The sequence below is a fragment of the Streptomyces longwoodensis genome (genome assembly GCF_001514125.1).
In the GTDB taxonomy this organism is placed as follows: Bacteria; Actinomycetota; Actinomycetes; order Streptomycetales; family Streptomycetaceae; genus Streptomyces; species Streptomyces longwoodensis.
This window is the reverse complement of sequence record NZ_KQ948549.1, coordinates 220,292-233,607: the sequence shown is the minus strand read 5'-3', so window position 1 is coordinate 233,607 and position 13,316 is coordinate 220,292. Positions and strand designations below refer to the sequence as shown.

Annotated in this window: 8 protein-coding genes; 4 read left to right on the top strand and 4 right to left on the bottom strand. The window is 75.4% G+C overall.

Annotation, left to right across the window (positions count from 1 at the left end; genetic code table 11):
• The first annotated feature begins 34 nt into the window (after window positions 1-34).
• Window positions 35-1,111, top strand: a complete 1,077-nt coding sequence (locus AQJ30_RS01060; protein ID WP_067227702.1) for an NADH:flavin oxidoreductase/NADH oxidase — start codon at window positions 35-37, stop codon at window positions 1,109-1,111.
• A 156-nt stretch (window positions 1,112-1,267) separates the two neighbouring features.
• On the opposite strand, the gene AQJ30_RS01055 is transcribed toward AQJ30_RS01060, so the two are convergent.
• From AQJ30_RS01055 to AQJ30_RS01045, 3 genes are all read right to left on the bottom strand, one after another.
• The gene (locus AQJ30_RS01055) at window positions 1,268-5,806 is read right to left on the bottom strand and encodes a cation-translocating P-type ATPase (RefSeq protein ID WP_245726762.1); all 4,539 of its coding nucleotides are present in this window, start codon (window positions 5,804-5,806) and stop codon (window positions 1,268-1,270) included.
• Window positions 5,807-5,815: 9 nt separating this feature from the next.
• Window positions 5,816-6,541: a hypothetical protein gene (locus tag AQJ30_RS39920; protein ID WP_342671609.1), complete on the bottom strand. Its 726-nt coding sequence runs from the start codon at window positions 6,539-6,541 to the stop codon at window positions 5,816-5,818.
• Window positions 6,542-7,042: 501 nt separating this feature from the next.
• The gene (locus AQJ30_RS01045) at window positions 7,043-8,401 is read right to left on the bottom strand and encodes an extracellular catalytic domain type 1 short-chain-length polyhydroxyalkanoate depolymerase (protein WP_067227700.1); all 1,359 of its coding nucleotides are present in this window, start codon (window positions 8,399-8,401) and stop codon (window positions 7,043-7,045) included.
• A gap of 302 nt (window positions 8,402-8,703) precedes the next feature.
• Here AQJ30_RS01045 and AQJ30_RS01040 point away from each other — a divergent pair, with 302 nt between their 5' ends.
• Window positions 8,704-9,696: a pectate lyase family protein gene (locus tag AQJ30_RS01040; RefSeq protein ID WP_067227699.1), complete on the top strand. Its 993-nt coding sequence runs from the start codon at window positions 8,704-8,706 to the stop codon at window positions 9,694-9,696.
• Between the two features lie 41 nt (window positions 9,697-9,737).
• Window positions 9,738-10,538: a pectate lyase gene (locus AQJ30_RS01035; protein ID WP_067227697.1), complete on the top strand. Its 801-nt coding sequence runs from the start codon at window positions 9,738-9,740 to the stop codon at window positions 10,536-10,538.
• A 146-nt stretch (window positions 10,539-10,684) separates the two neighbouring features.
• Here AQJ30_RS01035 and AQJ30_RS01030 read toward each other — a convergent pair whose 3' ends face one another.
• Window positions 10,685-11,461 carry a PaaX family transcriptional regulator C-terminal domain-containing protein gene (locus AQJ30_RS01030; RefSeq protein ID WP_067227695.1) on the bottom strand — a complete coding sequence of 259 codons (777 nt, stop codon included), beginning with the start codon at window positions 11,459-11,461 and terminating at the stop codon, window positions 10,685-10,687.
• 73 nt (window positions 11,462-11,534) lie between these two features.
• Between AQJ30_RS01030 and AQJ30_RS01025 the strand changes: the two genes are divergently transcribed.
• The gene (locus AQJ30_RS01025) at window positions 11,535-13,193 is read left to right on the top strand and encodes an acyl-CoA dehydrogenase family protein (RefSeq protein ID WP_067227694.1); all 1,659 of its coding nucleotides are present in this window, start codon (window positions 11,535-11,537) and stop codon (window positions 13,191-13,193) included.
• The last annotated feature ends 123 nt before the right edge of the window (window positions 13,194-13,316 follow it).

The window sequence follows — 13,316 nt, the reverse complement described above, 5'->3', positions numbered from 1 at the left end:
CGTGACACCGGCACCCCGACGAACGGAGCTTTCCGTGAGTGCGCTCTTCGAGCCCTGGACACTGCGCGACGTGACGATCCCGAACCGCGTGTGGATGCCTCCCATGTGCCAGTACTCGGCGGCTCCCGAGGGCCCCGCGACGGGCGTTCCCACCGACTGGCACCTCACGCACTACGGGGCTCGCGCGACCGGCGGCACCGGCCTGGTCATCGCCGAGGCCACCGCCGTCAGCCCCGAGGGGCGCATCTCGCCGTACGACCTGGGCCTGTGGAACGACGCCCAGGTCGAGGGCTTCCGCCGGATCACCCGGTTCCTGACGGAGCAGGGCACCGTGCCGGCCGTTCAGCTGGCCCACGCCGGGCGCAAGGCGTCGACCGACCGGACGTGGAAGGGCGGGGCGCCGCTCGCGCCGGAGGAGGGCGGGTGGCGGCCGGTCGGGCCGAGCGCGCTCGCCTTCGACGAACGCCACCCGGTGCCGGACGAGTTGACGACCGCTCAGATCGGCGACGTGGTACAGCAGTTCGTGGACGGGGCCCGGCGGGCGCTCGCCGCCGGGTTCGAGGTCGTGGAACTGCACGGCGCCCACGGCTACCTCATCCACGAGTTCCTCTCGCCGCACAGCAATCACCGCACCGACGCCTACGGCGGCTCCTTCGACAACCGCGCCCGCTTCGCGCTGGAGGTCGTCGACGCCGTGCGCGCCGTCTGGCCCGAGGACAAGCCCCTGTTCTTCCGCGTCTCCGCCACCGACTGGCTGGAGGAGGACGGCTGGACGGCCGACGACACCGTGCGCCTGGCGCGGGACCTGCACGCCCACGGCGTCGACCTCGTGGACGTCTCCACCGGTGGCAACGCCCCCGTCCGCATCCCCACGGGCCCCGGCTACCAGGTGCCCTTCGCCGCCCGGGTCAAGGCCGAGACGCCGATGCCGGTCGCGGCCGTGGGCCTGATCACCGACGTCGAGCAGGCCGAGAAGATCGTCGCCAACGGCGAGGCGGACGCGGTCCTCCTCGGCCGCGAGCTGCTGCGCAACCCGTCCTGGGCCCGGCACGCCGCCCGGGCGCTCGGCGTGGAGGTGCGGGTGCCGCACCAGTACCACCGGTCGGTGTGACAGGGGCCGGGGGGCCGCAGCGGCCGGTGCCGCTGCGGCCCCCGCCTGCCGCCGGGCCCGTACGGCTCCTGGCCCTGCCGCCGAACCCGTACGGCTCCTGGCCCTGACGCCGAACCCGTACGGCTCCCGGCCCTGACACCGGCCTTCGTCCGCCCCTCACCGCTTGAGCCGCAGCACCGCCTCCTCCAAGCGGGGCAGGGCCCGCTGGCCCGCCAGGGCGAGGACGATGGAACCGCACACGCCGGCCCACGCGACCGGCCCCAGCGGGGTGCAGCCGAAGAGGCGGCTCGCGCCGGGCGTCTGCACCAGCAGCACCAGGGCGACGGCCGAGCCCAGCACGGTCGCCCGCACCAGTCCGCTCTCGCGGCGGTCGGCCAGGGTCTGCGCCAGCTGGGTGCCGACCACCGCGCACAGCGCCATCGTGGTCGACCGGCGCTGCGTACCCGGCGTGAAGCGCCCGAACAGCCAGGCGGCCACCGCTCCCAGACAGGTCGTCAGCGCGCGGTGCCGGATCTGGTCGATCAGCGGCGCCCCCAGCAGCGCGGTGCCGAGCGGTCCGTCCGTGTCCTCGGTCGCCCGCGGCACCGGGGTGACCGCCACGGCCATCGCCGGGAACAGGTCCGTGAACAGGTTCACCAGCAGCATCTGCCGCGTGGACAGCGGCGCCCGGCGTCCCAGCAGGGTGCCGACGATGCCGAAGCCCACCTCGCCCGCGTTGCCGCCGATCAGGATGGCGATGGCGTCGGCGACGCTGTGCCACAGGGCGCGGCCCTCGTGGACGGCCTCGATGAGCACCCGCATGTCGTCGTCGGTCAGGACGATGTCGGCGGCGTTGCGGGCGGCGGCCGAGCCGCGCGCGTTGAGGCCGACGCCGACGTCAGCGGCCCGGATCGCGGCGGCGTCGTTGGCGCCGTCGCCGACCATGCCGACCACCCGGCCGGCGTCCCGCAGGGCCTCGACCACCTGGAGCTTCTGCTCCGGCGCGACCCGGGCGACCACCCCGGCGTCGCGCAGTTTGCCCGCGCGTTCCGAACGGTCGGCCGACGCCAGCTCGTCGCCGGTGACCACGACGGTGTCCTCGGGCCAGCCGAGCTCCACGGCGATCGCCCGCGCGGTCTGCGGGTGGTCGCCGGTGAGCATCACCGGCCGTACGCCCGCCCCTTCGAGGGACCGCACCAGTTCCGGGGAGGTCTCGCGGGCCACGTCGGCGAGCGCCACCAGTCCGGTGAACTCCAGCTCGCCCAGCGGCCCTTCGAGTGCGTCGGCGTCCGTCTCGCCGTCGCGCAGGCGGCGTTCGGCGACCGCCAGCACCCGCAGCCCGTTCCCGGCCAGCCGGTGCGCGGTGTCGTCCGCCTCGTCGGCGCCGGCCGTGCAGGCGGGCAGGACGTTCTCCGGGGCGCCCTTGACCACCAGGGTGCGCGCGCCGTCGGCGGCGTGGCCCACGGCCGCCGCGTAGCCCCGGGCCGCCTCGAAGGGCAGGTCCTCCGTCTGGGTCCACTCCGGGTCGGCCCCGGCCGCCTCCAGCACCGCCTCGTCGGTGGCGTGCACCGGGCGGTCGGAGCCGCCGTTGGTCCGCGGGCAGGCCCGCGCGGCGACGGTGAGGGTGTGGCTGTCCGCCGCCTCGTCCCGGCCGTGGACCGTGCCGTCGGCCTCGGTGACCCTCACCAGCCGGAGCCGGTTCTCGGTGAGGGTGCCGGTCTTGTCGAAGCACACGGTGTCCATGCGGCCCAGCGCCTCCAGGGTGCGCGGCGCGCGCACGAGCACCCCGCGCCGGCTGAGCCTGCGGGCCGCCGCGAGCTGGGCGACCGTCGCCACCAGCGGCAGCCCCTCGGGCACCGCGGCCACGGCCACCGCGACACCGCCGCTCACCGCGTCGCGCAGCGCGGTGCCCCGCAGCAGCGACAGACCGGTCACCGCGGCACCCCCGGCGAGGGTCAACGGCAGGGCCTTGCGGGTGAGTTCCTGCAGCCGGGCCTGGACACCGGCGGCCGGGGGCGTGCGCGCGGCCAGGTGGACGGCGCGCGACGCCTCGGTGCGGTCACCGGTCTCCACGACCACCGCGCGCGCGTGGCCCGCCACCACGGTGGTGCCCTCGAACACCATGCAGCGGCGGTCGGCCACCGAGGCGCGCGGTGTCGGCTCGGTCTGCTTGTCCACGGGCAGCGACTCGCCGGTCAGCGCCGACTCGTCGACCTCCAGCCCGTCCGCCCACAGCAGGCGCGCGTCGGCGGGCACCACGTCGTCCGCCTGGAGCTCGATCACGTCGCCCGGGTGCAGCTTGGCGGCGTCGACGGTGCGCGGGGCGTCGTCCCCGGCGTCCTCGGCGGTGATACGGGCCTTCTGCCGGTGCTCCTTGATCAGCGCGGCCACCGCGCGCTCGGCCCGCAGCCGCTGGACGCCGCCCACCAGGGCGTTCAGATCGAGCGCGCCCAGGACCAGCAGGGCGTCCGCGGCCGAGCCGAGGACGGCCTCGGCGGCGGAGCCCACCGCCAGCACCGGCGTGAGCGGATCGTCCAGCTCGTGGCGCACCGCCCGGGCCAGCTGGAACGCCCAGCCCAGCGGCTTCAGCGCGGGGACGCGTCCGGCGCGCCCGGCGGCGGCCTGGACCCGGTCGGCCGCCTGCTCCGACAGCCCGGGCTGCTCCTGCGGACGCCGCGCCAGGCGGTCCCGTACGTCGTCGGGGTGCAGGGCGTGCCAGGCGACGCGCTCCCGGGGGTGCGGGGAACGGGCCAGCGCCACGCCGAGGGCACTGCGCGCACCGCCCAGCAGGGCAGCCGCGGCGGCCACGTCCACGGGCGCGTGACGCAGACCGGGCAGCGGGGTACGGCGTCCGCCGCGGCCTGCATCGCCCACGGCCACCAGCAGCCCCGACAGGGCGGCGCCCGACTTGGCCAGGGTCTGGGCCCGGCCGCTCACGGCCTTCGCGGCCGGTACGGCCCGCAGCAGCCGCCAGACGTCCGGGAGGCCGCCGGGCGCGATCACGTCGGCGGCCCAGGCGACGGCGGCGTCGTCGCCGTTCGCCGTCGCCACGGCCACGTCACCGGCCAGCAGGCCGGCCAGGACGTCGTCCGGGGCGGCCGTCGCGCCACCGGCGGCGTGGGCGGGGCCGTCGTCCCCGGGTGGCTGGGGGGCGGTCGCGTGCGGAGTTCCTCGGTCGGGGCGTGGAGGGCTGTCGGGGTCGCGCGCCTCGCTCGCTTCCCCTGCCGCGCCGGCGTCGTGCGCTTCGCTCGCCTCCCCTGCCGCGCTGGAGTCGTACGCCTCGCTCGGTCCGTGTGCCGCGCCCGGGTCGGGCGGCGCGTCGTCGTCCGCGGGCGCCGGGAGGTGGCGGGCCACGGTGAGGACCCCGCCGCGACGGCGCAAGGAGGTGACCGCCTCGGTCAGGGGCCGGTCCGCCGGCACCACGTGGTCCGCGAGGACGGTGAAGTCCGCTAGGGCCGGGTCCTCCACCATCACCACCCGCAGCCCTGCGCCGCGCGCCGCGTCGAGCACGGCCTCGGCCCAGGCGTCGACACCGCCGCCCGGCGCGCGCAGCGCACTGGGATGCAGCAGCACCGACTCCACCGTCTCCAGCTGGCGCAGCCGCTCGCTGTCGCGCACCACCACGCCCGAGCGCGCCAGCGCACAGCACAGGACGGCGTTGAACGCCGCCGGGCCGTAGCGGGCCGCCTTGGGCGAACCGGCGAGCACGGCCTCGGCCGCCTCGTTCGCGTCGTGCTTGATCAGCAGCGTCGCGGCGGCACCCAGCACGCTGCCGGTGCCCGCGTTGGCGGCGTACTCCGAGGCCGGGGACGGGCGCAGCGGCGGCCGGGGCACGGTCGCGGCGGAGGCGCGGACGCGGTCCGGCGCGCACAGCCGGTCGTGGGCCGCGTCGAAGGCGGTGGCGCGCGTGACGGTCTCGGTGAGCTGCAGGCCCCGCAACGCGCCGTCCAGGACCAGGGCCGTCGGCGTCTGGCCCGCCGCGTGCGCGGTGGCGTTGGCCGCGGCGAGCAGCAGGTCCATGCGGGACCGGCCGACGCGCCGGCCCACAAGCCCGCGGAAGCGGGGGTTCTCGCGCAGCAGCGTCACCGCGGCGGTGACCAGGCGCGGCGAGGGCGGCAGGCGCAGCGTGTACGCGGTCAGCCCGGCCGCGGTGCCCGCCAGGTCGATCAGCAGGGCGGCCGTGGCGTTGCGCACCCCGGCCGGGTCGCCGGGGTGGGGGAACTCCTCCACCGGGTCGTCGCTCGGGCCGAGGCCGTGCCGTTCGGCCAGTTCGGCCGCCCGGTCGAGCACCCGGTCGGAGACGGCGTCCTCGGTCGCGGCCAGCACCAGCCGGCCCAGTCCGCCGTCCCAGTAGGCGTAGGCGACGTCCGGCCGCTCGGCCAGGAGGCGCGCCACCCGGCGCGCCGCCTGCTCCAGGCCGCCCAGCCGGTCGACCTTCTCGCCCGAGGTGGGCCGCAGCGCGAGGTGCGCCCGGCGACCGGACCGCCAGGCGCCGCGGGCGCCCGTCACCGCGTGGCGGGTCACCCGGCCCACCCGGGCCGCGGTGTCCACGCCGCGCACGCCGGCCCGTACGGCTCCGGCCGCCGCGCCCGCGGCGACGCCCACGGCGCCCGCGGCCAGGTCGGCGACGGGCGAACCGCCCCGCTCCAGCAGCGGACCTCCCGGCAGCACCCCGGCGGCCACCGCGGCCGGGACCTTCCACACTCCCAGCGCCATCGCCGTCCCTCACTTCCCGCTGCCGGCCGAACCGGACCCGTCCGTGGGGGCCGCCGTCCCGTCGCGGGCTCCGGCGGCCGGGGTGTCCTGCGGGGTGCCGCGCCCACCGGTCGTACCGGTGGCCGCCCCGCCGCCGGCCGCGGGGCCGGTGTCCTTGTCCTTCGCCGCGCCGGCTGCGCCGGTGTCCGTGTTCGTCGCCGCGCCGGCTTCGGTGCCGGTGCCCTTGCTCCGGGCGGCCGTGGGGGCCTCGGGGCCGGTGTCCGTGTCCTGGGCCGTACCGGTTTTCCCTCCCGCGCCGGTCGCCGGTCCTGCATCGGCAGCTCCCCGCGCGGAACCGGCCGCCCGCGTGGTCCAGGTCGCCGAGCCCTTGCGCTGTCCGGTCCGCGCCCCGTGCCCGGTGGTCGACGCCTTCGCCGCGCTCCCGGCGACGCCGTGCGCCGCGCCCTCCCCCTGCGGGCCGGCGTCCCGCCGCTCCTCCGGCCGGGGCCGGGTCAGCCAGGCCACTGCGGCACCGGTGACCGCGACCGGCCACTCCACGACCCCGGCGACACCGAGCACCCCGGCGCCGGCGTACACCGCCATGCGCCGTCCGCGCGGGGACAGGGCACCGGCCCTGTGCCACGCGCCGCCGGCCGCCCGGCCCACCAGACCCGCACCCGGCACCTTCCCCAGCGTCGACGCCGCGGTGCGCACCGGCCCCGGGAGCGCCGACGTGGACGACTGCTGCACGGTCATGGCCCTCACCTCGCGAGAGTTCGCCGTCGGCCTCTCCGGGTGCCCTCGACGCGCCGTTCATCACGCGGTCGCGCTGTCCGTTTGGTCCGACTTGTCCGTGGGGTCGATGAGCGGAAGATCCGTATTCGTCCGGGAACGTTCCGTGTCCTTCCCGAGAAGTACGGCGCGCGCCGCATCTCCACCCCCTGGAGGGGGTAGATCGACTCCCCGGGCACGATGTGCCGGGCGCCGTCCTCGACGAGGCTGGGCGCATCGGACGTGAGGAGGGCGCCATGAACCGCCAGACCCGTATCCGCGTGACGCACCGCCCCCGTCCGACGTCCCGCGAGGCGGAGATCGACCGCCGGACGCCGTCGGGCCGTCTCCTGCCCTACTGACCCGACCCGCCCGGCCGCAGCGGCCGGCCGCTGTCGCGCGACGGTGCCCGGGGACCTGACCCCCGGGCACCGTCGTGACGTCGGGCACCGGCAGGGGTGCCGGGCCGCCGTCGGCCCGCGTCCGTCACCCGGCCGTGCAGGCCTTGCCGTTGAGGGTGAAGGCCGCGGGTGCCGCGCTGTTGCCGGAGTGGCCCGCCTGGTAGCCGATGGTGACGCTCGCGCCCGGCGCGATCGTGCCGTCGTACGACACGTTCGTGGCCGTGACGGCTCCGGTGGCCGGCGCGTAGGTGGCGCCCCATCCGTTGGTGATCGTCTGTCCCACGGGCAGGGTGAAGGCGAGCTGCCAGCCGTTGATGGCCGCGGTGCCGGTGTTGGTGACGGTGACGGAGTTGGTCAGGCCCGTGTTCCACGCGCTGACCGCGGACTTGACCGCGCAGGCGCCGGGGGCGGGCGGCGGGGGCGTGGTGCCGGAGCCGTCCAGCCCGAAGAAGGTCAGCGCCCGGGCGCCCATGCCCCGGGCATAGGCGCCGTGTCCGACCCCCTGGAGGCTGATGGCCTCGACGGGGGCGCGGTCACCGGTGCCGCCGTAGCGGGTGCGGGTCCACCCGCTGGCCGGCGTGTCGGTGGCCGCGGGCGTCCGGCTGACGCCCTGCACGTCGGTCCACTGGTCGATCTCCTCGCCGAAGTTCGGGTAGCGCAGCGTGTCGTCCTCGGTGCCGTGCCAGAGCTGCATGCGCGGCCGGGGGCCGGTGTAGCCGGGGTAGGCGGCGCGGACGAGGTCGCCCCACTCGCGGGGCGTGCGGTTGATCGTGCCGCCGGAGCAGGCGCTGTTCCACTCGGAGCCGTCGGTGGTGGCGAAGCAGCCGAAGGGGACGCCGGCGAACGCGGCGCCGGCGGCGAACACGTCCGGGTAGTCGCCGAGCAGGACGTTGGTCATCATCGCGCCGGAGGAGTTGCCGGTGGCGAAGACGCGGGAGGTGTCGGCGGCGTAGGTGCGGGTGACCCAGTCGACCATGGAGCGGATGCCGACGGGATCGCTGCCGCCGTCGCGGTGGAGGGCCTGCGGCGAGGAGACGTCGAAGCACTTGCTGGCACGGGTGACCGACGGGTACACCACGACGAAGCCGAGCCGGTCGGCGAGCGAGGCGTATTCGGTGCCGTTGTACATGTCCGGGCCGGAGCCGGTGCACCAGTGGACGGCGACGAGGACCGCAGGGTGAGCGGTGACGCTCGCCGGGACGTACACGTACATGCGCAGGTTGCTGGGGTTGGCGCCGAAGCCGGTGACCTCGGTGAGGGTGGCCGCCGGGACGGCCGCGGCGGCCCGGTCACCGGTGGGGGCGGAGCTGGCGGGCGCGGCGGCGCCGAGCACCGCCGCGCACAGCAGGAGCAGGGCGGCGAGGACGGAGCGCAGGGTGCCGCGGGGACGCGGCGGGCCAGGGGGAGCGGTGCGGGCCGCTGCGATCACGGGGATGTCGGACATGGGGGGTCCCTCTCGGGCGGGCGTCCGGGCTGGGGTCGCCTCGCATGGTGGCATGCACACGGCGCCCGTGGAAGCGCTCCCACGCTCCTGGCCGGAAAGCCCTCTCTCCCCACCTGGGGCTAAGGGAAGCGGGGTGTGCGAGGCGTTGACTAGAAAGCGCTTGCCGCCTACGGTCCGTTCAGCGATGTGACCGAGCCGCTCCGCCCGAACCCCATAAGGTCACGTCGTGCGCGAAGGCGGTTCATGAGTACAGCCTTCGTTCAGGTACGCAACCCAACAGGCTCACGAAGGGACGCACCCCCATGCGCACTCGCCCCCCACGCACCCAGGCGCACCGTTCCGCCCGCAAGGCCACGACCGGCCTGACCGCCGTCGCGGCGGCGCTCGCGGCGGCCGTCGTCGTCGCCCTGCCCCAGCCGGCCGCCGCGGCCGACTCGGCACCCGTCGGGTTCGGCGCGGGAACGACCGGCGGCGGCAGCGCCTCCGCGGTGACCGTGTCGACGCTGGACGCCTTCAAGACCGCCGTGTCCGGCAGCGCCGCGAAGGTCGTGAAGGTCAACGGGCTGATCCCGCTGAGCGGTCAGGTGGACGTCGGCTCCAACACCACCGTCCTGGGCGTCGGTTCGTCGTCCGGGTTCACCGGCGGCGGTCTGCGGCTGAAGAAGGTGTCCAACGTCGTCCTGCGCAACCTCAACCTGAGCAAGCCCGTCTCGACGGACGCGATCACCGTGCAGGCGTCGACGAAGGTGTGGATCGACCACAACTCCCTGTCCTCGGACCGCACCCACGGCAAGGACTACTACGACGGCCTGCTGGACGTCACCCACGGGTCGGACTACGTGACCGTCTCCTGGAACACCTTCAAGGACCACTACAAGGGCTCGCTCGTCGGCCACAGCGACAGCAACGCGAGCGAGGACACCGGGCACCTGCGGGTGACGTACCACCACAACTGGTTCGACAACGTCAACTCCCGCATCCCCAGCCTGCGGTTCGGGACCGGGCACTTCTACGACAACTACGTCGTGGGCGCCGAGACGGCCGTGCACTCGCGGATGGGCGCGCAGATGCTCGTCGAGAACAACGTGTTCCGCTCGACGACGGTCGCGGTCACCACGAGCCGCGACAGCGACGAGGACGGCTACGCCAACCTGACCGGCAACGACCTCGGCGGAGCCGCGACCGAGATCTCCCGGGTCGGCACGTTCACCAAGGCGCCGTACGCCTACACCGCCGAGCCCGCCTCGTCGGTGGTCGCCTCGGTGACGGCCGGCGCGGGCGCCGGGAAGATCTGACCCCCACCCACCCCACTCCCCCACACGAAAGGCGACACCCCATGCGCTCAGCGGTACTTCCGCGGGGACGCGCCCTGACCGGCGCCCTCGCCACCCTCGGACTCTCGCTTGGCATGATTATGGCAAGCGGCGGGCTCACCCCGGCGAGCGCGGCGACCTGGCCGACCGCCAACGGCAGCCAGGCGGTCTCCTCGACCATCTCCGTGTCCGGCACCAAGGACTACGGGATGAAGCGCCTCTACGGCAGCGGCGACCTCGGTTCCGGCAGCCAGGACGAGGACCAGGGCCCGATCCTGGAGCTGGCCCCCGGCAGCGTCGTGAAGAACGTCATCATCGGCTCCCCCGCCGCCGACGGCATCCACTGCCTGGGCAGCTGCACGCTCCAGAACGTCTGGTGGGAGGACGTCGGCGAGGACGCGGCGACCTTCCTCGGCTCCTCGTCGTCGAACGTGTACACCGTCTCCGGCGGCGGCGCCAAGGAGGCCAGTGACAAGGTCTTCCAGTTCAACGGCGCCGGCACGCTCAACGTGTCGAACTTCGCCGTGAAGAACTTCGGCACGTTCGTCCGCTCCTGCGGCAACTGCAGGACGCAGTACAAGCGGACGATCAACCTCAACACGATCGAGGCGACCTACAAGGGCAACAAGCTCGTCGGCATCAACACCAACTACGGCGACAGCGCGACCCTGAAGGCCGTGACGATCGTCGGGGACAGCAGCAAGAAGATCGTCCCGTGCCAGAAGTACATCGGCAACAACACGGGCAAGGAGCCGACGACCAACGGCTCCGGCCCGGACGGGACCTACTGCAAGTACTCCTCGTCGGACATCACCTACAAGTAGACCGCCCAGGTCGTCCGCCCCACGGGGCGAGGGCCGCCGACCCGTCCGCCGCGGGCCGGCGGCCCCTCCATGTCCTGCGCAGCGCGCTGACGTCCCCGCTCCAGGGATGGGCTCCCCGCGCGCGGGGAGTTCGGGCGGGCGGGCGGTCATGGGGTGCGTGCGGCCGACACGCCCCGCACCGAGTCGGTCAGCTCCCGGCGGTAACCGTCGTAGGCGGCGCGCAGCGGGGCTCCGGGCCAGTCGGCGGGCAGCAGCGCGACGGGCAGGACGGGATCGGCGAGCAGGTGCCGCACCACGGCGGCGTAGGTGGTGAAGCGGTCGGCGGGGTCCCCGGCGCGGGCGGCACGACCGAGGAGGGTCCGGGCGGTGGCGGCCCACTCCCCCAACGGCCAGAGAGCGGCCGCGAGTTCCCGGGCGGGCTCCTCGGGCCGCGCGGTGAAGGACCGTACGGCGTCCGCGAGCGTGGCGGGGAGCACCGCGGGGAGCCGGCGGTCGAGGTTGGCGGGGCGCAGCCACACCCCCTCGCGGAGCTCGGCCAGGCGCAGGTCGGCCAGCCGGGCGCGCAGGTCGGCGCGTTCGGCGGGGCCGCGGCCGGTCGCGGTGATCACGACGGTCTCCCAGTCGCCGTGCCACGCGCGCGTGCGGGGGTGCACGGCCTCGTCCTGGCGGCGCCTGCGCTCCAGCAACCGGTCGCTCAGGCGGTGGACGCCGTCCGCGCGCCGGAGGTCACCGGCGGCCACCATGCGGCTCAGCGCGGCCCGCAGGGTGGATCCGCCGATGCCGAACGGCTCCACCAGGCGCACGAGGTCCTTCACGGGCAGCTCGGGCGGGTCGGCGCCGAGCAGCAGGCTGAGCACCACCGACCGCGCCGACAGGGGCCGCAGACCGGCGTCGTCGGCGTCCTCCGCCACGTTCCTCCGCATGGCCAGGTACCTTACGTGCGGCGCGTCGTATTGCAGTATTGCTGCGCCCGCAGCAAAGGTGCAACATGGCCGCATGGTCCAGACACCCGCGCTGCCGCAGCCGTACGCCACCCACGTCGTCAGCAACCAGCCGCCGCCCCTCGCGCCTTACGACGCCTCCGAGGACGCCGCCCTGCTGGAGGGCCTGCGCCGGGAGGGCGCGGGCTGGGCCGAGGAGGGGATCCGCCGGCTGGGCCGCCGGGCCGGGAGCGCCGAGGCGCAGGAGTGGGGGGAGCTGGCCAACCGGCACGCGCCCGGGCTGCGCACGCACGACCGGTACGGCCACCGTGTGGACGAGGTCGACTTCCACCCGAGCTGGCACGAGCTGATGCGGGTCGCGGTGGAGGAAGGCCTCGCGGGGGCGCCCTGGGCGGACGCGCGGCCCGGCGCCCACGTCGCCCGGACCGCGGGCGGCCTGGTGTGGGGGCACACGGAGGCCGGGCACGGGTGTCCGACGTCGATGACGTACGCGGCGGTCCCCGCCCTGCGCCGGCAGCCCGACCTAGCCAAGGTCTACGAGCCCTTGCTGACCTCGCGCGCGTACGACCCGGGGCTGCGGGTGCCCGCCGACAAGCGCGGGCTGCTCGCCGGGATGGGGATGACGGAGAAGCAGGGCGGCTCCGACGTGCGCACCAACACCACGACCGCCGCCCCGACCGCCGAGGCCGGCGTGTACACCCTGCGCGGGCACAAGTGGTTCACCTCGGCGCCGATGTGCGACGTCTTCCTGGTGCTCGCCCAGGCACCCGGGGGCCTGTCCTGCTTCCTGGTGCCACGGGTGCTGCCGGACGGCACCCGCAACGCGTTCCGCATCCAGCGCCTGAAGGACAAGCTCGGCAACCACTCCAACGCGTCCTCCGAGCCCGAGTTCGACGGGACCGTGGCGTGGCTGGTGGGGCCCGAGGGGCAGGGCGTGAAGACGATCATCGAGATGGTCAACTGCACGCGTCTGGACTGCGTGATGTCGTCCGCGACGCTGATGCGCAAGACCCTGGTGGAGGCCGGTCACCACGTGCGGCACCGCAGCGCCTTCGGGGCACGGCTGGTCGACCAGCCGTTGATGCGCAACGTCCTGGCCGACCTGGCGCTGGAGTCCGAGGCCGCCACGACCCTCGCGCTGCGGCTGGCCGGGGCCGCCGACCGCGCGGTGCGCGGGGACGAGGGCGAGCGGGCCTTCCGCCGCCTGGCCACGGCCGTCGGCAAGTACTGGGTGACCAAGCGCGGTCCGGCCTTCACCGCGGAGGCCCTGGAGTGCCTGGGCGGCAACGGCTACGTCGAGGACTCCGGCATGCCCCGCCACTACCGCGAGGCCCCCCTGCTGTCGATCTGGGAGGGCTCCGGCAACGTCAACGCCCTCGACGTCCTGCGGGCGCTGGGCCGCGACCCGGCGACGGTCGACGCCCTGTTCGCCGAACTCGCCCCCGCGCGCGGGGCGGACGCCCGCCTGGACGCCGCCGTCACCCGCCTGAAGGACACCCTGGCCACGGCGACACCGTCCGGCGCGCGCCGCCTGGTGGAGCTCATGGCGCTGACGCTCCAGGCGTCCCTGCTGGTCCGGCACGCCCCGCCGGCGGTGGCCGACGCGTTCTGCGCCACCCGGCTGGGCGGCGACTGGGGCCACTCCTTCGGCACGCTGCCCGACGGCGCCGACGTGGACGCGGTGCTGGGGAGGGCGTTGCCCGCCGCGGACTGAACGGCCGCCCGCCCGGAGGTTTCTGTGAGTCACCGCTCGATTCCGGTTCGTTGTCAGTGACGTGGTGCAGACTCGTGATCAGCCGGTACGACCGCCGGCGCGTCTGACACTTCGTCCGGGGGA